The sequence below is a fragment of the Hydrogenovibrio halophilus DSM 15072 genome (assembly GCF_000384235.1).
Taxonomy (GTDB): domain Bacteria; phylum Pseudomonadota; class Gammaproteobacteria; order Thiomicrospirales; family Thiomicrospiraceae; genus Hydrogenovibrio; species Hydrogenovibrio halophilus.
Genome location: NZ_KB913033.1, coordinates 689,164 through 709,911 on the forward strand (window position 1 = coordinate 689,164; position 20,748 = coordinate 709,911).

The window sequence follows — 20,748 nt, forward strand, 5'->3', positions numbered from 1 at the left end:
AAACCTTCGCTCTTTACATCCCTTCTCAGACCAAAACGGGCGCATTAAAACCGTTTGTTCAACTTGCTTCTCTGCGCCTTGCCCGGCCTGACTGGCTCACTCGCTGAGCAGGTGGCGTATTCTAGCTGTTCTGACTTGGAACGCAAGGGGTTTTTTGGAAATTTTTTTGGTTTTTTTAAAGCACCTGTTCTTGGTAAGCAAAACTGACCAGGTCTGGTCAGTTTTGCATTGGCTGTCTTCCTGAATCCTGGCGTTACTTCAGAGTGACCCGGGCAAACTTGCGCTTGCCAACCTGATACACATCGCCGTCCGCCGTTTCGATCAGTGCGCGCGAATCGGTGAGTTTTTCACCATTGCATTTGACTGCGTTCTGCTTGACCATCCGATGCCCCTCGGAGGTAGAAGCCACCAGGCCGGTTTCTCTCAACAAGTTTGCCAGCGGCATGGATGAGTCGATAGTAATTTCCGGCATCTCATCCGGGATGGCGTTTTTGCTGAAGCGCGTCTCGAAATCCTGCAAGGCCTTTTGCGCGGCGTCATCCGAATGGAAACGTCCAATCAGCTCCAGCGCCAATTTGATTTTGATGTTACGGGGGTTTTCGCCATCCGCCACCGTCTGTTTGTAATCGGCAATGGTTTCCAGTGACTGTAGAGACAGCAATTCAAAGTAGCGCCACATCAGTTCGTCCGACACCGACATGATCTTGCCGAACATCTCATTGGGCGGTTCCTGAATCCCAATATAGTTGTTTAGGGACTTGGACATTTTCTGCACCCCGTCCAGCCCTTCCAGAATCGGCATGGTCAAGGTGCACTGTGTAGGCTTGCCATAATGGTGCTGCAGGGTACGCCCCATCAACAGATTGAACTTCTGATCGGTCCCGCCCAGTTCGATGTCGGATTCCAGCGCCACTGAATCATATCCCTGAACCAGCGGATACAAGAACTCATGGATCGCAATCGGTGTTTTGGATTCATAGCGCTGCTCGAAGTCGTTGCGCTCCAGCATCCGCGCCACCGTCTGAGTGGAAGCCAACTGAATCATATCGGCCGCCGAAAGCTCATTCATCCAGCTGGAATTGAACACCACCCGGGTTTTTTCCGGGTCCAGAATTTTAAACACCTGAGTCTTGTAGGTATCGGCGTTGGCAACCACGTCCTCACGCGAAAGCGGTGGGCGCGTGGTGGTTTTACCGGAAGGGTCGCCGATCATGGCGGTAAAGTCGCCGATCAAAAACTGTATTTCGTGCCCCATATCCTGAAACTGGCGCAGTTTATTGATCAGCACCGTGTGCCCCAGGTGCAAGTCCGGTGCCGTTGGATCGAATCCGGCCTTGACCCGTAGAGGGCGACCGCTCTTGAGTTTTTCAATCAACTCGTCTTCGACAATGATTTCTTCGGCACCGCGTTTGATCACGGCCAGTTGCTCTTCGATACTTGGCTTCATGCGAATGTCATCTTCTCTTATTCGTTTAATCTCAGACGGCCAGTCAGATCGCTTACCCGACTGTAACCGTAACGTTTCATGTAGCGGCGCAAACCGCGATTAATTTTTTTGACCAGCAAAGGGTCCTTCGCCAGCGCCGTGCCCACCGCCACCATCGAGGCACCGGCCAGCAGAAATTCAATCGCATCTTCGGCCGAGGCAATCCCTCCCAGACCAATCACCGGGACATTATGTGCCTTGGCAACCTGATAGACCTGATGCACCTTCAGCAAGGCCACCGGCTTGATCGCTGGGCCGGACAAACCGCCCTGATTGTTGCCCAGAGTGGGCGCCTGAGTATGAATGTCAACTTGCATCCCCATCAGCGTATTAATAGCCGAAAGCATGTCGGCACCGGCATCGATCACCCGCCGGGCGCCTTCGGCAATGTCGGTCTGGTTGGGCGACAGTTTCACAATCAGAGGCTTGGTGGTTGCCTTGCGACAGGCTTCCACTACCTGCGCCGCCATGCTCGGGTCGTTGCCGAAGGCCGCACCGCCTTTTTTGACATTGGGACAGGAAATATTGATTTCAATCGCCGGCAAGTCGGTCTGATCAAACATCCGCACCACCTCAGCGTAATCCTCCACCGTGGAGCCGGACACATTGATGATAAACTGCGATTCGCTCAAATCCAGCTTTGGCAGAGTGTTTTCTATGATCGCCTTCGCGCCCGGATTTTGCAGACCAATCGCATTAAGCAATCCACTGGGCGACTCCATCACCCGTTCAGGTCGATTGCCGGTCCGTGGCTCCAGCGTGGTGCCTTTCAAAAAAACCGCGCCAGCATCCCGATTCGAAAAACCGGACACAAACGGGTATTCTATGCCATAACCGGCATTGCCCGAAGCCATGGCCACCGGGCTGGAAAAATTCAGTCCGCACAAGGTCGTCGACAAATCAATCAATGGACATCCCACCCGTTTATTCAATCATGATTCATATTATTTTATACGAACCGGAAATACCTCAGAACACCGGCGCACTGATCCGGCTCAGCGCCAACATGGGGGCGCACCTTCACCTGATTCAACCCTACGCGTTCGATCTGAGCGAAAAAAAGGTGCGCCGCGCCGGACTGGACTATGCCGAACTGGCGCAACTTCAGGAACATGCCTCACTGACAGATTGCCTGGCGACCGTGCAGCCTAATCGCGTGTTTGCACTGACCACCAAAGCCCGCCGGCTGTATACCGAACCGACCTTTCAGCCGGGGGACGCGTTTCTGTTCGGCCCCGAAACCCGCGGCTTGCCGTCGTCGGTTCTGGACGATTTCATCCCGGATCAACGCCTGACCATCCCGATGACGCCCGGCGGTCGCAGCTTGAACCTGGCCAATGCCGCTTCCATTGTGGCCTACGAAGCCTGGCGCCAACTGGACTTTGCCGGGGCCAAAACGCTCGATTGAAGCGTGATCATGGCGCTCATGCGAGCGTCAGAAAAACTCCAGTTCGGATTTCCCGGATCGGGCCATCAAGGCCTGAGCCGCGGCTTCAACCGACTTCTGCCCATGAATCACCGCCCAGACTTCGGCCATGATCGGCAGTTCGATCTGGTGGCGTTCGGCAATGGTCTTGACGGCCTCGGCCGCCTTAATCCCTTCCACCACCTGCCCGATGGACTGCAAAATCGTTTTGGAGCGTTCGGCCACATCGCCGGAAGTCGCGGTCTGAGACTGGGCCAACGCCATGCCATAACGGCGATTGCGCGACTGATTGTCGGTACAGGTCAACACCAGATCGCCCAAGCCGGACAGACCCATCATGGTTTCCTGATGCCCGCCCAGCGCATTGGCCAGACGCATCATTTCCACCATGCCGCGACTGATCAGCGCCGCCCGGGCATTGGCTCCCAACCCCAGACCATCGGACAAACCGGTGGCAATGGCCATAATATTCTTGTAAGCCCCGCCGACTTCCACCCCGGCCATGTCCTGCTGGGTGTACATCCGAAACTGTTCGCCGTGAAAGGCATCGGCCCAAAATTGGGCAATGTCCAAATCAGTGGACGCCGCCACCATGGCAGTCGGCAACCCCTTTGCCACCTCTCCGGCAAACGTCGGACCAGACACCACCGTTTGCGGTGTCGCAGCGCCCAACACATCCTGAGCGACCTGATGCAACAGCAGACAGGTCTCGGGCTCAAAACCCTTGGTGGCCCAGGCCACAGGCAAAGACGAGGGCAGGTGCATCGACAACCGCTGAAGCACCGAGCGAAATGCGTGACTGGGCACCACCACCAACACCGCGTGAACCCCGCTGACCGCACCAGACAAATCGGCGGTGGCATTCAGAGCACTCGGTAACGCAATGCCTGGCAGGTAACGTTTGTTTTCACGGTCCTGCTCAAGCGTCTCGGCGCGTTCCGGCTGGTGATCCCACAGCCGGATGCGATGCCCCTTGCGCGCCAGATGCACCGCCAGAGCCGTGCCCCAGGCACCGGCTCCCAGCACAGCCATTGTCAGTGTTTGGTGCGATTCAGTCGAATCAGACATATTCTACGGCTTATTGCGCCTGTTCCGAATCGCCCTGCTGCTGCATGTGATTGGCGTACATGGCGTCAAAATTGACCGGCTCCAGCAACAATTGCGGGAACCCACCGCGAATCACCAGGTCGGACACCGCTTCACGGGCATAGGGAAACAGCGTATTGGGGCATTGCGCGCCCAGCAGATAATTCAATTCGCCTTCTTCAAACCCTTGAATGGTAAAAATTCCGGCCTGCTCCACTTCGCACAAAAAGGCGGTGCGCTCTTCCATTTTGGTGGTTGCGGTCACCCGCACCACCACATGAAACACATCGTCTTCCAGCTTTTTGGACTCGACGTTCAAGTCCACATCCAACTGAGGCTGAAAATCGCGGGTAAACATTTCGGGCGCATTGGGCGACTCAAATGACACATTGCGCGTGTAAATCTTTTGGATGGAAAACTGCTTTTCTTGTTCTGACATGGTTATTGTCCTGCTGAATAAATTGGGTCAGGCTCAGCCTTCATTGTGACCAGGCCTGGTTAAAAACATGGTTCTGATGATCGATCGGGCACTCAATGGCCCAACAATTGATCCAACTCTCCGGAATTGTCCGCCGCCTGAAGCTCATCAAAGCCGCCGACGTGATGGTCCCCGATAAACACCTGGGGCACGGTATTGCGTCCGCTTTTTTCCTGCAGCACTTTCCACAGACTGCGGTCGGCGCCCACATCGATCACATCGTATTCCAGTTCGCGCCCATCCAGCAGGCGCGTGGCCATGGTGCAAAACGGACAGGTCTGAGTCAGGTAAATCAAAATCGGTGGCGTGGAATCACTCATGCCTTCTGCCTTTTCTGTTTTTTTTTGGAAACGGGCTTGTTGACCGGCAGGCCGGCACTTTTCCAGGCCGCGATCCCGCCTTTCAGGTTATACACATTGGAAAAACCGTTCTTGACCAGTTTTTTGGCCACACTGGCCGAGCGCATTCCACTCTGACAATAGACCAGAATCGGCTGGTCTTTCTGGTTGGCCAGGTTTTTCATGGTTTGCTCGATTTCGGTCGGCGTCACCAGCGTGGCCTCGCCGATGAAACCGGTTTTGTACTCGCCGTCTGAACGCACGTCCAGCAACTTGGCATCCTGATTATAAACACGCACGGCTTCGTCCGTGCCGATATTATTGATGCCGGAGATCGAGTCTCCCACATAACTCCAGATCAACATGGCCACAATCACCGCCATGGCCACAAACAGCAAAATCTGCTCTTCTACAAATTCAATAAACATTCACAAACCCTCGTCAACGCCGCCATTAAACTGTGCCCTGTCGACACCGGATCCTCCGACCGGACCCTTGGCGGCTTTTCTGGCGCGGGTGATTTTAACAGCGAAAGCCGTTACAATAAATGAGATTTTTCAATCGGACGTTTTCAGCCGTCCCGGCCAACCGTTTCCGCCAGGCCTGCTGCCGACGCCCGACCAGCGATACCCGCTGCACCACGTTTCTCAAAAGGAAAACACAGCATTATGAGTCAGTCGAAACCCTTTCCACGCCCGACCGGTCTGATTATTCTGGATGGCTGGGGACACCGTGAAGAGACCCAGCACAACGCCATCGCCCAGGCCCACACCCCCAATTGGGACCGGCTTTACCAGAATTACCCACACACACTGATCAAGACCTCCGGCGAAGCCGTGGGCCTGCCGGACGGCCAGATGGGCAACTCCGAAGTCGGGCATATGAACCTGGGTGCCGGGCGCGTGGTGTATCAGGAACTGACCCGCATTCAAAAAGACATCGACGATGGGCGCTTCTTTCAGAACAACGCCCTGCTCAAGGCCGTTGACGCCGCCATAGATCGCGGCAAACGCGTCCACATTCTGGGCCTGCTCTCGGACGGCGGCGTGCATTCGCACATCAACCACATCAAAGCCAGCATCAAACTGGCGCATGACCGTGGGGCCAAGGTACTGGTGCACGCTTTCACAGATGGGCGCGACACGTCTCCGCACAGTGCGATTGGCTACATCGAAGAGCTCGAAGCTTTCATGAAAGAACTCGGCGGCGGACGCATTGCTTCGATCACCGGGCGTTATTTTGCACTGGATCGCGACAACCGCTGGGACCGGGTCAAAAAAGCCTATGACGTCATCACCTGCGGCGAAGCCGAGCAGAAAAGCACCAGTGCGGCCAAAGCAGTCGAAGCCGCTTACGAGCGAGGCGAAACCGACGAATTCATCCCGGCCACGGCCATCATGCGAAAAAACGGAAAAACGTTCAAGGTCAAGGAAGGCGATTCCCTGATCTTTATGAATTTCCGCTCAGACCGGGCGCGCCAGCTGACTCAGGCGTTCATTGATGACGATTTCGGCGATTTTCATCGCTGCAAGACCCCGGTGCTATCCGCCTTTGTCACCTTGACCGAATACAAAAAGAGTTTTGAAAAATTCGGCGCACTGGTGGCCTACCGCCCCAACAAGCTGCGCAACACCTTCGGCGAATTCATTGCCAGCCAGAACTTGAAACAGTTGCGCATTGCCGAAACCGAAAAATACGCGCATGTGACCTTCTTCTTCAATGGCGGGGTGGAAGCACCGAACAAGGACGAAGACCGCGTTCTGATCAATTCACCCAAGGTCGCCACCTACGATCTGCAGCCGGAAATGAGTCTGCCGGAGTTGACCGAAAAGCTGATCGCGGCGATCGAATCCGACCAGTACGACACTTTTATCTGCAACATCGCCAACCCGGACATGGTCGGTCACAGCGGCGATTTTGATGCCTGCGTCAAAGCCGCCGAAGCCGTAGACGAAGGGATTGGAAAAATCTTGAAAGCCCTGGAAGCCGCCGGAGGCCAAGCGATTGTCACCGCCGATCACGGCAACATGGAAATGCTGTTCGACGAATCCACCGGCAAGGCGCTGACTTCTCATACCACTCTGCCGGTACCACTGGTGTACTTCAGCCAGGAAAGCGGGCAATTGCGTGAGGGCGGCGCCCTGTGCGATGTGATCCCCACCCTGCTGGACATGATGCACCTGCCTCAACCGGAAGAAATGACGGGCAAAAGCCTGCTCAAAAGCTAGCGCCCGTCAAACACCTTTTTTACCAGGCCTGGTGAAAAAGGGGTTGCGCCTTGGCATGGCACCGTACCGATGTGATCGCGCTTGGACGCAAAACATCCGGTCACAAAAAAGCCCCATCTCATGAATCTGAGAATGGGGCTTTTTTGTGGCTCGGACCTGGGTTGGGATTATCCCCAGACCTCGTCGGTGATGCTGCGATACCAGCCACGGGTGTAGTTGGCCTCCAACTCCCGCTCACGTCGGGTGGCATCCATTTTGGATACGCCACCCGCGGCGTCCACTTCTTCAATAGACCCATTGACCGTGTTGTAGACCGCCGCAACGGAAATGCCATAATCCGGCGCAATCAGTGAATAACAAGTGTTCACGTTTTTGGCCGCAATCGTTTCTTCCCCGGCCATCGTCAACACAATGTTGGCGGCCACAATCTTGCCGTGACTGGCCGCCGAGTGCCCCGACTTGGGCATGGGCGAAGCAATGGCCGCATCGCCAATCACATACACATCCGCCACCTGCGTGGAAGCAAAGGTTTTCTGATCCACCGGACAGAAACCGCTGTCATCGGTCAGACCCATGTCGTGCGCAAGCTGCCCAGCTTTTTGCGGCGGAATGTAATTGATCACATCGCCCTCAAAATTGCCAAAGGTGGTTTCCACCACTTTTCTGTCAGCATCAATGCCTACGGCTTCGCCGCCGTCCATTTTGGCAATCCATTGAATACGCGCGCCATAGTTTTCTTCCCAGCCTTGCATAAACAAGGCCTGCTTGGAGAATTTGTTTTTCTGATCCAGGATGATCAGCTCGGCATTGGGCTTATGCTTGCTCATGTAATGCGCCACCATCGAAGCCCGCTCGTAAGGGCCGGGCGGACAACGGAACGGATTGGGCGGGGCCACCATAATAAAGGTGCCGTCTTCGGGCATGGCCTGCAACTGGTCGCGCAGCAGCAATGTCTGCTCACCGGCTTTCCAGGCATGCGGCGTTTTTGTGGCAATGCCGGGATCGGCGCCTTCTATTTCGTTCCACTTGAAATCGATCCCGGGAGAAACCACCACCTTGTCGTAACCCAGAACCTCACCGCCAGCCAGCTTGATCGTTTTGCCGGTGGTGTCCACCGATTGCACCAGGTCGTGAACCACATCCACCCCGTTTTTACGGGCGGCATCGTAACTGTGGGTAATGGTGGTCATTTCCGCTTCGCCGCCGATCACCCAATTGGAGCCGGGGCAGGTGATGTAGGATTTTTTGGGTTCAATCAACGTCACCGCCAGATCCGGGTTGTAGCGCTTCAGGTACTTGGCCGCACTGCTGCCACCAAAACCGCCCCCGATCACCACGATGTGACCCGCTTTTTTGGAACCACTGTCGGAACACCCCGAAGCCAGCATCGCAGACGGCACGGCCGCCCCGGCCGCGATCAGCTTGAGCAGTTCACGACGCTTTAAACCACTGTTCAATACATTCATACGATCTCCTTACTGCCCTTGTTTGCCAATGTACTGCGCCAGCAGCTCGATTTCTTCGTCGGTGTAACCGCGTGCATGACGTGGCATGACCGTGCCATCGCGCTCACCATCGCGGTAGGCTTTCATTTGCGAGACGATCATCGACGCCGGGTAATCGGCCAAAGGGGGAATGGTCGCACCTTCGACGGTTTTGCCGTCATAACCGTGACAGGAAAAACAGCTGTTTGCCAGCAACTCCCCTTTCGACACGGGCTTTTCGGCCATCACAGGCAGTGAGGCCATTAATACGCCAGTGGTGGCGATCCATGCTTTCCAGGACATGGCAGCTCCTTGTTTACTGAGTTGTTCATTAAATAATTCTTAATAACTATAAACAAACTGTATGGCAATGACCAATCAAAGCCTTTTTACAATCATAAGCTAATTTTATCCTTGCATAAATGTGCATAAAATATGCAAAAAAAAATCCCGCCGCAGCGGGATTCCAAAACGTTTCAACACGGTATCAGCGCAACACGTGCAGAAAGTGCATGTGTTTGTGATAGTGGTCGATCATGTCATTGATCATGGCCAACTTGGACCAGCCCATCACGTCATAATCCTGCCCACCTTCACGCAAGTGCACCTCGGCCCGATAATAATGCGCCTGTTCCGACAACTGATCTTCCGGCATTTCTTCCTGACTGAATTCCGGTTTCAGATGGGAGCGACTGCGCACTTCGTAGACAAAGTCGGTTTCCTCACCGTGCTTGACCACCAGTCTGGCGCGGTCTCGCTCGGTGTCGTGAACGACGTCCACTTCCAGTTCTTCATTGCGCAGCTCTTCGGCCACTTCCTCACAGGCCGGCACCACAATGTTTTTGATAAAGCTGCGCACCTTTTCTTCCGAAGGATAGCCCACAATATTGTGCAGCCGACTCTTCCAGTTCTGTCCGCCGCCGGTGGCCACCGGCGCCAGATTGGTCTGCAGGGTGTCACGCTTGGTAATGTCCACCCGCAAGGCCTTGATCAGGCCATAGGTCGCGATCAGCAACACAATCGAGAACGGCAAGGCACTGGCAATGGTCATGGTCTGAAGCGCCCCGAGACCGCCGGCCAACAGCAGAATGATCGCAATCAGCCCAATACCGATGACCCAGTACATGCGCTGCCACAGAGGGGTGTCATCACGGCCGTTGGAACACAGCATGTTCACCACCAGTGCGCCCGAATCCGCCGAGGTCACAAAGAAAATCACCACCATGACAATGGCAATGAACGACAGCACTGACCCAAACGGAAACTGGTCCAGAAAGGCAAACAGCGCCACAGCGACATCATTGGACACCGCATCGCCCAGGCTGCTCAGGCCGTCATTCAGAATCATGTCGATGGCGGAATTCCCGAAAAAGGTGAACCACATCATACTGAAACCGACCGGCACAAACAGCACACCGGTGACAAACTCGCGGATACTGCGACCACGCGAGACCCGGGCGATAAACAAGCCCACAAACGGTGCCCACGCCAGCCACCAGGCCCAGTAGAAAATGGTCCAGCCGCCGATCCAATCGGTTTTTTCATACGCGAACAGATTAAAGGTGACGCGAATGATGTCGGACATATAGGTCCCGGCATTCTGAATCAAAGCCTGCATCAGAAACACCGTCGAGCCCAGAAACAGCACCATAAACATCAGAATGATCGCCAGACTCATATTCAGTTCAGACAGGCGGCGGATGCCTTTGTCCAGCCCCGTGGCCACCGAAATCGCGGCCAGACCGGTCACGGCGGCAATCAGAATGATCTGCGTAACCACACCGATCGGAATGTCAAACAGGGTATTGAGCCCGGAGTTCATCTGCAGTACGCCATAGCCCAGCGAGGTGGCGATCCCGAAAATGGTGCCGATCACGGCAAAAATGTCCACCGCATGACCGATGGGACCATAGATTTTTTCCCCGATAAACGGATACAGCGCCGAACGCAGGGTCAAAGGCAGGCCATGGCGATAACTGAAGAACGCCAGAATCAGCGCCACAATCGCGTAAATGGCCCACGCATGCAGGCCCCAGTGGAAAAAGGTGATCCGCATCGCCTCACGTGCGGCCTCCACCGTGCCGGATTCGGCCACCGGCGGGGACAAATAGTGCATGACCGGTTCGGCCACCCCGAAAAACATCAGCCCGATGCCCATCCCGGCTGAGAACAGCATCGAAAACCAGGTGATCTTGGTGTAATCGGGCGAGGCATGATCCGGCCCCAGCTTGATGTCGCCATAGCGCGACAGCCCCAAAAAGGCCACGGTGATCAGGACAATGGCCACCGTCAACACGTAAAACCAGCCAAAGTTGGAAATGATCACCGATTGCAACCCATTAAAGGTCGCCTCGGCGTGGGTTGGCATCGCGGCGGCATACGCCAACAGCAAAATCACCAGGCCTGATGCCGTATAAAACACCGGCGGATTCAGCCTTGCCGGCGTTTTGGGTGTTTTATCGGGTACGTTCATAACCCTGCTCCTCTTGAATGATTGTTTCTGATGCGCTTTGACTGCAAGCGCCCTCTTTGGTTCATGTGCCTTTGCCCATCAAAAAACCGGCCATGAGAGCCGGTTTTGGTGGGATCGATCAGAAGTAGAAGTCAATGGTCAGATACAAGGCACTGAAATCGCTCTCATGGCTGTCGCCATTGCGTCCGACATAGCCGCTCTGATCCAGGTATTCGGCATAAATCCAGCCCGGGCCGTAGTTGTATTTCACGCCCGGGGCGTAGGCATACACCGTCCCGGCGTCATTGCCACTGGTGTCGGTTTGTGCCCAGGAGGCATCGACGTAATAGGTCCAATTGCCCGAGCTACGCCCCAATGTGGCCGCATAGCGAGTGGTTTCTGCCTCATCTTCTGCGATGCCCGCATCGTCCACATAAGTGTCAGGCAGCTCACGTTGAGTTTTCATGACTTCGGCGTTGACAAAGGTTTTGCCAAAAGACCCTTTGTAATACAACACCCCGGCCTGATGCGAACCTTCCACATCGTGATCGGTGTTTGCCACCAGATTTTGAAGTTTGCCGGACTGCAATGACACACCAATGCGATGGTCCTCTGAAATCGGATAGTTCAGATCCCCGACCAGGGTCTGCACTTTACGATAGGTGGTGGAAGACCCCCAGTGACCGTTGTCGTCCACGGTATCGGTACTGTCCGTCCCCCAGTCATCTTGATGATAATAAGCGGCGCTGTAGTTGACCTTGCCCATGTCTCCGGTCAGTTTCAGACCGATGTCCATCTGGTCGCCATAGCCTGCCTGCAACAGGTCTCCCGGCCAGAAGTTGGAGGTTTTCCAACCAAAGGGCACCTGGCTTTTACCAATAATGAGCTTGTGATGATCGGCAAAATCAAAGCCCAACCAGGCTTTGTGCAACGCGATCTGATCGCCGGTGGAATTGTTTTCGGTGTCGGTAAAACTGCCCGGCCCGACACGCAATTCGGCGGAATAAGACCAGTTGCCCTGGCCATCTTCTGCGGCCCCATCGGCATACAGCACCAAAGCCTCGTCCTGAAAGTTGCCGTTGTTGTCATTGTCCGCGCCGTCGGTGGTCTCGTACACATAGTTGAACCAGACACCGCCGGCAAGGTTATTACTGGCCTGTGCCGAGGCCGAGCCGGTGGCCAACAGCGCAATGGCCATCGCCCGGCCCAAAGGGGTTAAAGCGTTCGAGTGCATATGGAATGTCTCCTTTGCTTTCATTTTCTCTCCAATCTTTTTCCACACTTCCTTCATCATAGCAACGAAACCGTCTCGTTTTCAAACAAAAACATGTACAACCAAAAAAACATGATCACAATATTTGTACAATTCCTGTCTCTCAGCCCGCTCGGTCGTCACGCGCCATCCGTCCCTGGCATTTGCGCAAAAACCTTGATAGAGTGTTGAGCAATTCCAAGCAAAAGGCTCACAGTTGCATGGCTCAGACAAATCCGCCGGAAACCCAAACCCGAAAGCGCTTCATCCCCCAATCCACCTTGCTTTTGCCTGTTTTCATTCCCGCCGTCAGCGTTCTGGTTCTGATGATCGTCGGTACCCTCAGCAACCCGGAACTGGCCGGCGAACTCTTTTCGGCCACGCTGTCAGCGATCACCACCAATTTCGGCTGGTTTTACATGCTGGCAGTGGCGCTGTTTCTGATTTTCATTTTCTCGGTGGCGATTTCCCCCTGGGGCAAAATCAAGCTGGGCCCCGACCACACCGAGCCCGAATACAGTTTCGGCGGCTGGTTTGCGATGCTGTTTTCCGCCGGTTACGGCATTGCGCTGCTGTTTTTCGGGGTGGCCGAGCCGGTCCTGCATTACGCTTCGCCCCCAAACGGCGCGCCCGAAACACTCGACGCGGCCAAACAGGCGATGCAAATCGCCTTTTTCCACTGGGGCTTTCATATCTGGGCGATTTACGGACTGGTGGGGCTGGTGCTGGCCTACTTTGCTTTCCGCCATGGCTTGCCCCTTTCCATGCGTTCGACCCTGTACCCGTTGATCGGCGAGCGCATTTACGGACCAATCGGGCATACAGTGGACACCTTTGCCATCCTTGGCACTGTGTTCGGGCTGGCTACGACTCTGGGGCTGTCGGTGGCCCAGATCAACGCCGGTTTGCATTACCTGATCCCGGCGATCCCCGTTGCCACCAGTGTGCAAGTGGTGGCGCTGGGGGTCATCACCCTGTTGGGGATCGCTTCTGTGGTCGCGGGCATGGAAAAAGGGATCAAGCGTCTGTCGCTGATCAACATCGGCCTGGCGATTGCGCTGATGGCTTTTGTGTTTCTGGCAGGGCCCACCATTTTCATTCTGGAAGTGTTTTTGCAGAACACCGGCAGTTACCTGAGCGGCATTGTCGAGCGCACCTTCAATCTGCAGGCCTACACCCGCAGTGACTGGATCGGCAACTGGACCCTGTTCATTTTCGGCTGGACCATTGCCTGGGCGCCGTTTGTGGGGCTGTTTATTGCCAAAATCAGTCGCGGTCGCACCATTCGTCAGTTCGTTTTCGGGGTGATGCTGGTGCCGACATCTTTCACCTTTTTGTGGTTCTCGGTGTTTGGCGACACCGCTCTGCACATGATCATGAATGAAGGCTACTCGACGCTCATAACCCAGGTGCAGGACGACCACGCCATTGCCCTGTTCAAGCTATTTGAACGGCTTCCGCTGACCGAAGTCATCTCCACCATTACCGTGTTTCTGATCATCACCTTCTTTGTGACCTCCTCCGATTCCGGCTCGCTGGTGGTCGACTCGCTGGCTTCCGGCGGCGCCCATTACACCCCGGTCTGGCAGCGGGTTTTCTGGGCGGCCATGCTGGGGGTCATCGCCTCGGTGCTGCTGCTGGCCGGTGGCTTGAAAGCGCTGCAAACCGCCTCGATCACCTTTGCCCTGCCCTTTGCCGTGATCATGCTGATTGCGGCCGTGGGGATGTGGCGGGCCCTGACCATTGAAAGCCATCGCGAAGCCAGTTTGCAAAGTGCAATCGCCCACAGTGCCAAAAACCAGAATGGACGCAACTGGAAAGACCGCCTGTCGCACCTGATGGATTACCCAAGCGAAGCAGAAGTGGGCGGTTTCATCAACAAGGTGGCATTTGACGCCATGCATACCGTGCGCGAAGAACTCAACAAGCGCGGCTGGGATGCCGAAGTCTATTACGATGAAGACCCTTTGCGCGTGCGCATAGAGGTGCTCAAAGAAGCGGAAATGGACTTTATCTACGAAGTGCGTCGCTGCCAGTTCACCACCCCCACCTTTGCCTACCCCGAAATCGAAGCCAAGGTCCCGGACAAGGACCATTATTACCGGGCCGAAGTTTTCCTGCGTCGGGGCGGGCAGGCCTACGATGTGTACGGCTACAGTCGGGGCGACATGATCACCGACATTCTGGATCAGTTCGAACGCTACATTCACTTCCTGCATCATTCGCCCGGCCTGTTGCCGTGGAAAATGGAAATGCACGATGAACAACTGCAACCCACCCAGCCCAAAACGCTGGAAGAGGACATCAGCAGCGAAGAAAGTCACAAAGGCCATTCTTCGCAAACCTGAGCAGGCCTGGTCAAAACCATGAAAACACTGTGCAAAGCTGGACTTGAACGCCCTTTAAAGCTAATCTGAAACGGTAGTTTTCACCGAAAAGGAGATCCTCATGAGTTTGAGCCAACGTTTTATGCCCCTGCTGCTCGCCGCCCTGATCTCGCTGGGCTTTGCCTCCGCGACTCAGGCGGCCGACGAAGGGGCCAAAGTGGTTTACCACGTCGACTTCAAAGACCCGACCCGCTATTCCGCCACCCTGACCTCGATCAACAACATCATCAACTATTATGAATCCGAGTTGATGATGCCGGAAATCCACTTGGTGTTTGTCGGCTACGGCATTCGCTTTACCACCGATGACAACCTCAAAGGCACGCCTTATGTGGCCAAAAAGCCTTTGCTGGACCGCCGCGACGAACTCAAGGGGCGCTTGGATGCGCTGGTCAATACCCGCGGGGTCAAAGTGCATTTGTGTGACAAAACCCGCAGTGAAATCAATCTGGGCAAAGACAAACTCTATGAGTTCATCGACACCACCGCCTCGGGCGTGGCCAAAATCGCGATGCTGCAGAGCGAAGGCTTTGCTTACCTGAAAATTCAATAGCCAAAACCCGGTCCCATCATACAAAAACCACCAGGCCTGGTGGTTTTTGCCTTTTCTTTTCCCTTCAACTCACCCGCTCAGATTGCCATAACCCCACCCGTGCTATAAAATGCCTGACATTTCAAACGTCTAACGCTGGCAGCCAGTTCGGACTCATGCCAACCGGCTGCCTGCTCGCATATGGAACGCTCATGCACTCTGAACCCTCTTCGTTGCAAAGACTGGGGCTGATCTTTTTAAGCCGCAACAACCGATTTCAAAAAACACTGGGGCACTGGACCGCCTGGCTGTCGCTGTCGCTGGTTCTGCTCTCGGCGATGGTGGTGGTGATGCGTTACGGCTTTGACTTTGGCAATGTTGCCCTGCAGGAAACCCTGATCTACAACCACGCCATTTTCTTTATGCTGGGCATGGCTTACACCTTGCAGCAGGACGCGCATGTGCGTGTGGACGTGTTCTACAGCCGTTTTGATTTGCGCCAGAAAGCCTGGGTGAACCTGCTGGGCTCCCTGTTACTGGCCTTGCCGGCCATGGCGTTTCTGTTTGTGGCCAGCTTTGACTATGTCACCGGCAGCTGGGCCATCCAGGAAGGTTCCAGTGAAGCCGGCGGTCTGGCCTGGCTGTACCTGCTGAAAAGTTTCATTCTGATCATGGCGGCGCTGATGATCACCCAGATCCTGGCGCTGGCCAGCGCCAGCGGCTTGCTGCTGACCCTCTCCGCTGAACAACGCCAACACCCGCTGGCACAGGCCGCCTTGAGCGACACCCTGCAGGCGCTGGACCAACATCACAACCAAGAGGTGGCGTAAATGGAATGGTTGGCGTTGCTGTTGTTTGTGCTGGTCTTTGCCGCACTGCTGTTTGGGTTTCCGGTGGCCTTGACGCTGGCGGGGATGTCACTGTTGTTTGCCTGGGGCGCGGAAGCCATCGGCGCGTTCGACAGCGCCTTTCTGCAAAGCCTGCCCAACCGGGTGTTCAGCATCATGCAAAACCCGACCCTGATGGCGGTGCCGCTGTTTGTGTTTATGGGCATCATGCTGGAAAAATCCCGCATTGCCGATGAACTGCTGATGGGGCTGGACCAGTTGATGCGGCATTTCCGGGGTGGCCTGGGCCTGTCGGTGATCATGGTGGGCGCGCTCCTGGCCGCCAGCACCGGCATTGTCGGCGCCACCGTGGTCACCATGGGTCTGCTCGCGTTGCCGACCATGTTGCGTCAGGGCTATTGCCCGCGTCTGGCCAGTGGCACCATCTGCGCCGCCGGCACTCTGGGTCAGATCATTCCACCGTCGATCATTCTGATTCTGCTGGGCGATGTGCTGTCCTCGGCCTATCAGGAAGCGCAACTGGCACAGGGCATCTTCTCGCCCGAACCCATTTCCGTCGGCGACCTGTTTGTGGGCGCGCTGTTGCCGGGCATGCTGCTGGTGGTGCTGTACATGACCTATGTGTTTGCGCGCAGTGTCTTCAACCCAAGCGTCGCACCGGGACTCGACCAGGCGCAACTGGACAATTCACCAGGCCTGGTCAAAAACCTGTTGGTCAGTCTGCTGCCGCCCCTGCTTTTGATTTTGCTGGTACTGGGGTCGATTCTGGCCGGTTTCGCCACGCCTTCCGAAGCGGCGTCACTCGGGGCCATCGGCGCATTGATTCTGGCCGGACTCAAACAGAAACTGTCTCTGGACGTGATGCGTTCGGTGATGCGCGGCACCCTCAAAATCACCAGCATGATCTTTTTGATTTTCATCGGCGCGGCCTTTTTCTCACTGGTGTTTCGCGGGCTGGGCGGCGATGACCTGATTCACGAACTCCTGTCCGACCTGCCGGGCGGCACCTTTACCGCGGTGTTGATCGTCATGCTCTTTTTGTTTGTGCTCGGCTTCTTTCTCGACTTCATCGAAATCACCTACATCATTGTGCCCGTGGTCGCCCCAGTGTTGTTGATGCTGGGCGTGGACCCGATCTGGCTGGGAATCATGATTGCGATCAATCTGCAGACCGCGTTTCTGACCCCGCCCTTTGGCTTTGCCCTGTTTTACCTCAAGGGCGTGGCCCCACCGGAACTGAAAACCGCCGATCTTTATCGCGGTGTCTGGCCCTATATTCTGCTGCAACTGGGCGTGCTGGTCATTCTCGCCATCTGGCCGGAACTGGTCACCTGGCTGCCCAGTGTGATTTATGGCTAGAACGGTTTATGGCTAGATAAATAATCCTACACGCATCGTGCTTTTCAAGTACAATGCGCGCATTCATTGATTCAGTGCTTGCCACTGTGTCAAACGCACCATGCCTACCTGTTCGTTTGAGTACGTATTGCATTAGCGGTCATGACGACCGCTTCAGGGGAAGCGCAGTTTTTGCGCGACAGGGAGGCATTTTCAGGACAGCCGTGTGGTGAAACACCGCACGCATCCGGCCACAACCTGTCACACACCCAAACAATGCGGTGACGTTACCCTTTGCGCGGCACACTTTTCTGCCGACTCAAACCAACAGGAACATTTCATGACCGAACAAACCAACGCCCCACAACCCACCGAAAAACCCACTTTTTCCGATCTGGGCCTGCCAGAAACCATCTTAAGCACCCTTGACAGCATTGGCTATGAAACGCCCTCGGCGATTCAGGCTCAGGCGATTCCGGTGCTGCTGGAAGGCGGTGACATTCTGGGCATGGCGCAAACCGGCACCGGTAAAACCGCGGCCTTTGCCCTGCCGATTCTGGCACGCATCGACATCAGCAACGCCAGTCCCCAGGTATTGGTGCTGGCACCGACTCGCGAACTGGCGATTCAGGTGGCCGAAGCCTTTCAAACCTTTTCCCGCGGCCTGAAGGGTCTGCATGTGCTGCCGATTTACGGCGGCTCCGACTACGGCACCCAGATTCGTGCGCTCAAGCGCGGCGTGCATGTGGTCGTCGGCACCCCCGGACGGGTGATGGACCACATCAAAAAAGGCACACTCAAGCTGGGTGGCCTGACCAGCATGGTGCTGGACGAAGCCGACGAAATGTTGCGCATGGGCTTTATCGATGACGTGGAATGGATTCTGAAACACACGCCCAAAAGCCGTCAGATCGCGCTGTTTTCCGCCACCATGCCCAAGGAAGTCCACCGCATTGCCAACACGCATTTGCAGAATCCGACCGAAGTCATCATCAAACAGAAAACGGCGACCGCTTCCACCATCGAACAGAAATACTGGTTGGTCAGCGGCATGCACAAGCTGGATGCGTTGACCCGCATGCTGGAAGCCGATCCTTTTGACGGCATCATCATTTTTGTGCGCACCAAAAACGCCACGGTGGAACTGGCCGAGAAACTCGAAGCCCGCGGTTACGCCGCCGTCGCCCTCAACGGCGATGTGGCCCAGAACCACCGTGAGCGCATTGTCTCGCAACTGAAATCCGGCAAAATCGACATTCTGGTTGCCACCGACGTGGTCGCCCGTGGTCTCGATGTCGAACGCATCAGCCACGTCATCAACTACGACATCCCGCAGGACAATGAATCCTATGTGCACCGCATTGGTCGTACCGGCCGTGCCGGACGAAGCGGCAAGGCGATTCTGTTTGTGGCACCACGCGAACGCCGTCTGTTGCGCTCGATTGAAAAAACCACCAAACAGCCCATCACCGAAATGCAGTTGCCGACCGCGTCTGAAATCAATGATTCACGGGTGGCGCGTTTCAAGGACCGCATCGTCAATGCCGCGCAGGACACCGACATTGAGTTTTATCACGAAATGATCGAGGCGATTGAAAACGATCACAACATTCCTGCGATTGAACTGGCCGCGGGGCTGGCCAAGATGCTACAAGGCGACACCCCTTTCTTTTTGAGCGAAAAGCCGATCAAGCAGTCGCGTCCGCCGCAAGAAGATTTCTCACAGCGCCGCCACAATGATAAGCCGCGCAAACCACGTCGCAATACGCCGCCCAATGACGGCATGGCACGTTTCCGCATTGACGTGGGCAATACCCACGGCGTGAGACCGGGCAACATCATCGGCTGCATTGCCAACGAAGCCGGACTGGATGGCGAATTCATTCAGAAACTGTCGATTCAGGACAGCTTCAGCACCATTGACCTGCCCGAAGACATGCCCACACCGGTCCTCAATGACCTGAAAAACGCCTGGGTCTGCGGTCAAAAGCTGAACATTCGCCCCGACACCGACAAAGCCAACCTCAAAAAACGTTTGAAGCCGCGCAAGAAATAAACACGCTCTAACGGCTCTCAACCAATCCCAACCACCCGCGCCCGGTCGTAAAACCACCAGGCCTGGTGGTTTTTTTGTTTCAGGCCGACAAAGCCAATGCACCAGGCATGACGATAACGGGCATCATTGCAGTCTTAAGTGGTATTTGGTCGCACGGCCACTGCCAGAGGCCTCCAAAATTCGTTTTTCGGTTAAATCTTTTAAGTCCCTGGTCGCCGTGATATCGGTGGTATGGGCGAGGCCTTTGTATTTTTTTCGAGAAATACCATCAGCGAAATCCTCGGTTTCCAACAACCGAACCAGTAATTTTCGTTGACGTCCGTTAAGCGGCGTTTCCCGATGCCGGTCCCAGAAACGGGTCGCTTGCTGAATTTTATACAGCTTTCGATGGCTCTTTTGAGCCGCATTTGCGACCTGCTCAAGAAACCACACAATCCAGTCGGTAATATCCAAATCGCCTTTTTGTGTTTTTTCCAGCAGCTTGTAATAAGCGTCTTTATTTTTGTCAATTTCGGATGAAAGCGAGTAGAGCCGCAGTGTGGTGTTTTCCGCTTGCGCCAGCAGGCGTTCAGCGATAATCCGTGAAAACCGTCCGTTACCGTCGTCAAAAGGGTGAATGGTGACAAACCAGAATTTGGCAATGGCCGCCTTGATATACAGCGAGACGTGCCCAGATCCATCCAGGCGATTAAGGTCATCCAGAAACGCCGCCATCTGTTTTTGTACACACGCCCTGCTTTCACAGGGGGCCTGGAAGTGCACCGTTTCTTTACCGAATCGTCCGGAAACCACCTGCATCCTGTCATCCCGATAATCGCCGATGACAAGGTCGTAAAGCGCGGGCTTTTCGGTGAAGAGCATTCGGTGCCATTTAAACAAGCCTTTTTCAGTGAGTGGTTTCTGGCAGCTTCGGATCGACTCAAGCAATACATCAATAAACGCCTGGGAAGATTTAGACAGTCGCGTGCTCTGACCGATGCCCAAACGGTTGGCAATACTGGAGCGGACGGATTCCCGATCCAGCAACTCGCCTTCGATTTTGGCCGTGGAAAGCGCTTCTTCAAGCAGAATTTGTGATTCGAGGGTCAGGCGCTTGGGTTCGTCCAGCTGACTGGCCAGGGTCGCCAAAGGTGACACGGCCCGAACGACCTTTTCCAAAACAGGCAGGAGGCGCTCGGTTTGATAGCGAAATGCTGGCCAGTGTTCGGATTCCCAAATCCACATAATCTCTTCCCCTTGCCTCCATGCGTCGATTCAAAGTAATTATCGTATCATTTTATGATATGAAAATAACGCATAATCGTATCATTTGATTTGCGGCCTTTAAACGCTGCAACTTCATACAAAAAAACCGGTG

The 20,748-nt window shown here is 55.1% G+C and carries 18 protein-coding genes; 7 read left to right on the forward strand and 11 right to left on the reverse strand.

All coding sequences use genetic code 11. The features are described 5' to 3' along the window. Nucleotides 1–253: 253 nt before the first annotated feature. Entirely contained in the window at nt 254–1,447 is a 1,194-nt protein-coding gene (gene tyrS, locus A377_RS0103310) for a tyrosine--tRNA ligase (RefSeq protein ID WP_019894732.1), read from the reverse strand. Nucleotides 1,448–1,464: 17 nt separating this feature from the next. Further along, nucleotides 1,465–2,385, reverse strand: a complete 921-nt coding sequence (locus A377_RS0103315) for a dihydroorotate dehydrogenase (RefSeq protein ID WP_245546764.1) — start codon at nt 2,383–2,385, stop codon at nt 1,465–1,467. A 35-nt stretch (nt 2,386–2,420) separates the two neighbouring features. Here A377_RS0103315 and A377_RS0103320 point away from each other — a divergent pair, with 35 nt between their 5' ends. Then, on the forward strand, nt 2,421–2,894 hold the full coding sequence (locus A377_RS0103320; RefSeq protein WP_028485223.1) for a tRNA (cytidine(34)-2'-O)-methyltransferase: 474 nt from the start codon (nt 2,421–2,423) through the stop codon (nt 2,892–2,894). 27 nt (nt 2,895–2,921) lie between these two features. Here the strand turns inward: A377_RS0103320 and A377_RS0103325 are convergent, their stop codons facing one another. From A377_RS0103325 to A377_RS0103340, 4 genes are all read right to left on the reverse strand, one after another. After that, complete coding sequence (locus A377_RS0103325; RefSeq protein WP_028485224.1) at nt 2,922–3,980, reverse strand: NAD(P)H-dependent glycerol-3-phosphate dehydrogenase; 1,059 nt, start codon at nt 3,978–3,980, stop codon at nt 2,922–2,924. A gap of 10 nt (nt 3,981–3,990) precedes the next feature. Beyond that, entirely contained in the window at nt 3,991–4,437 is a 447-nt protein-coding gene (gene secB / locus A377_RS0103330) for a protein-export chaperone SecB (protein ID WP_019894736.1), read from the reverse strand. Nucleotides 4,438–4,529: 92 nt separating this feature from the next. Beyond that, complete coding sequence (grxC, locus tag A377_RS0103335; protein ID WP_019894737.1) at nt 4,530–4,796, reverse strand: glutaredoxin 3; 267 nt, start codon at nt 4,794–4,796, stop codon at nt 4,530–4,532. After that, the gene (locus tag A377_RS0103340) at nt 4,793–5,242 is read right to left on the reverse strand and encodes a rhodanese-like domain-containing protein (RefSeq protein WP_019894738.1); all 450 of its coding nucleotides are present in this window, start codon (nt 5,240–5,242) and stop codon (nt 4,793–4,795) included. The genes grxC and A377_RS0103340 overlap by 4 nt, the downstream gene beginning before the upstream one ends. A 240-nt stretch (nt 5,243–5,482) precedes the next feature. Here A377_RS0103340 and gpmI point away from each other — a divergent pair, with 240 nt between their 5' ends. Beyond that, nucleotides 5,483–7,042 (forward strand): 2,3-bisphosphoglycerate-independent phosphoglycerate mutase, encoded by a 1,560-nt coding sequence (gpmI, locus tag A377_RS0103345; RefSeq protein WP_019894739.1) that lies wholly within the window; start codon nt 5,483–5,485, stop codon nt 7,040–7,042. A gap of 167 nt (nt 7,043–7,209) precedes the next feature. Here gpmI and A377_RS0103355 read toward each other — a convergent pair whose 3' ends face one another. From A377_RS0103355 to A377_RS0103370, 4 genes are all read right to left on the reverse strand, one after another. Next, the gene (locus tag A377_RS0103355; RefSeq protein WP_019894741.1) at nt 7,210–8,508 is read right to left on the reverse strand and encodes an NAD(P)/FAD-dependent oxidoreductase; all 1,299 of its coding nucleotides are present in this window, start codon (nt 8,506–8,508) and stop codon (nt 7,210–7,212) included. 9 nt (nt 8,509–8,517) lie between these two features. Then, nucleotides 8,518–8,829, reverse strand: a complete 312-nt coding sequence (locus A377_RS0103360; protein ID WP_033422827.1) for a c-type cytochrome — start codon at nt 8,827–8,829, stop codon at nt 8,518–8,520. Nucleotides 8,830–9,013: 184 nt separating this feature from the next. Next, a complete protein-coding gene (locus A377_RS0103365; RefSeq protein ID WP_019894743.1) occupies nt 9,014–10,999 on the reverse strand; it encodes a BCCT family transporter in 1,986 nt (661 codons plus the stop codon). A 118-nt stretch (nt 11,000–11,117) separates the two neighbouring features. Further along, complete coding sequence (locus A377_RS0103370; RefSeq protein ID WP_019894744.1) at nt 11,118–12,212, reverse strand: hypothetical protein; 1,095 nt, start codon at nt 12,210–12,212, stop codon at nt 11,118–11,120. 239 nt (nt 12,213–12,451) lie between these two features. Between A377_RS0103370 and A377_RS0103375 the strand changes: the two genes are divergently transcribed. The 5 genes from A377_RS0103375 to A377_RS0103395 all read left to right on the forward strand — a co-directional run bounded on the left by A377_RS0103375 (nt 12,452) and on the right by A377_RS0103395 (nt 19,391). Then, nucleotides 12,452–14,578: a BCCT family transporter gene (locus A377_RS0103375; protein WP_019894745.1), complete on the forward strand. Its 2,127-nt coding sequence runs from the start codon at nt 12,452–12,454 to the stop codon at nt 14,576–14,578. A gap of 100 nt (nt 14,579–14,678) precedes the next feature. Continuing rightward, on the forward strand, nt 14,679–15,170 hold the full coding sequence (locus A377_RS0103380; protein ID WP_019894746.1) for a DsrE family protein: 492 nt from the start codon (nt 14,679–14,681) through the stop codon (nt 15,168–15,170). 191 nt (nt 15,171–15,361) lie between these two features. Next, the gene (locus A377_RS0103385; RefSeq protein WP_019894747.1) at nt 15,362–15,979 is read left to right on the forward strand and encodes a TRAP transporter small permease subunit; all 618 of its coding nucleotides are present in this window, start codon (nt 15,362–15,364) and stop codon (nt 15,977–15,979) included. Next, nucleotides 15,980–17,356 carry a TRAP transporter large permease gene (locus tag A377_RS0103390; RefSeq protein WP_019894748.1) on the forward strand — a complete coding sequence of 459 codons (1,377 nt, stop codon included), beginning with the start codon at nt 15,980–15,982 and terminating at the stop codon, nt 17,354–17,356. Between the two features lie 319 nt (nt 17,357–17,675). Next, entirely contained in the window at nt 17,676–19,391 is a 1,716-nt protein-coding gene (locus tag A377_RS0103395) for a DEAD/DEAH box helicase (protein ID WP_019894749.1), read from the forward strand. A gap of 123 nt (nt 19,392–19,514) precedes the next feature. Here A377_RS0103395 and A377_RS0103400 read toward each other — a convergent pair whose 3' ends face one another. Next, a complete protein-coding gene (locus A377_RS0103400; protein WP_019894750.1) occupies nt 19,515–20,615 on the reverse strand; it encodes a Fic family protein in 1,101 nt (366 codons plus the stop codon). Between the last annotated feature and the right edge of the window lie 133 nt (nt 20,616–20,748).

Excerpts from the sequence above, each read along its gene's own strand:
- tyrS (WP_019894732.1), bottom strand. The coding sequence starts at position 1,447 with ATGAAGCCAAGTATCGAAGAGCAACTGGCCGTGATCAAACGCGGTGCC.
- A377_RS0103320 (WP_028485223.1), top strand. The coding sequence starts at position 2,421 with ATGATTCATATTATTTTATACGAACCGGAAATACCTCAGAACACCGGC.
- A377_RS0103325 (WP_028485224.1), bottom strand. The coding sequence starts at position 3,980 with ATGTCTGATTCGACTGAATCGCACCAAACACTGACAATGGCTGTGCTG.
- secB (WP_019894736.1), bottom strand. The coding sequence starts at position 4,437 with ATGTCAGAACAAGAAAAGCAGTTTTCCATCCAAAAGATTTACACGCGC.
- grxC (WP_019894737.1), bottom strand. The coding sequence starts at position 4,796 with ATGAGTGATTCCACGCCACCGATTTTGATTTACCTGACTCAGACCTGT.
- A377_RS0103340 (WP_019894738.1), bottom strand. The coding sequence starts at position 5,242 with ATGTTTATTGAATTTGTAGAAGAGCAGATTTTGCTGTTTGTGGCCATG.
- gpmI (WP_019894739.1), top strand. The coding sequence starts at position 5,483 with ATGAGTCAGTCGAAACCCTTTCCACGCCCGACCGGTCTGATTATTCTG.
- A377_RS0103355 (WP_019894741.1), bottom strand. The coding sequence starts at position 8,508 with ATGAATGTATTGAACAGTGGTTTAAAGCGTCGTGAACTGCTCAAGCTG.
- A377_RS0103360 (WP_033422827.1), bottom strand. The coding sequence starts at position 8,829 with ATGTCCTGGAAAGCATGGATCGCCACCACTGGCGTATTAATGGCCTCA.
- A377_RS0103365 (WP_019894743.1), bottom strand. The coding sequence starts at position 10,999 with ATGAACGTACCCGATAAAACACCCAAAACGCCGGCAAGGCTGAATCCG.
- A377_RS0103370 (WP_019894744.1), bottom strand. The coding sequence starts at position 12,212 with ATGCACTCGAACGCTTTAACCCCTTTGGGCCGGGCGATGGCCATTGCG.
- A377_RS0103375 (WP_019894745.1), top strand. The coding sequence starts at position 12,452 with ATGGCTCAGACAAATCCGCCGGAAACCCAAACCCGAAAGCGCTTCATC.
- A377_RS0103380 (WP_019894746.1), top strand. The coding sequence starts at position 14,679 with ATGAGTTTGAGCCAACGTTTTATGCCCCTGCTGCTCGCCGCCCTGATC.
- A377_RS0103385 (WP_019894747.1), top strand. The coding sequence starts at position 15,362 with ATGCACTCTGAACCCTCTTCGTTGCAAAGACTGGGGCTGATCTTTTTA.
- A377_RS0103390 (WP_019894748.1), top strand. The coding sequence starts at position 15,980 with ATGGAATGGTTGGCGTTGCTGTTGTTTGTGCTGGTCTTTGCCGCACTG.
- A377_RS0103395 (WP_019894749.1), top strand. The coding sequence starts at position 17,676 with ATGACCGAACAAACCAACGCCCCACAACCCACCGAAAAACCCACTTTT.
- A377_RS0103400 (WP_019894750.1), bottom strand. The coding sequence starts at position 20,615 with ATGTGGATTTGGGAATCCGAACACTGGCCAGCATTTCGCTATCAAACC.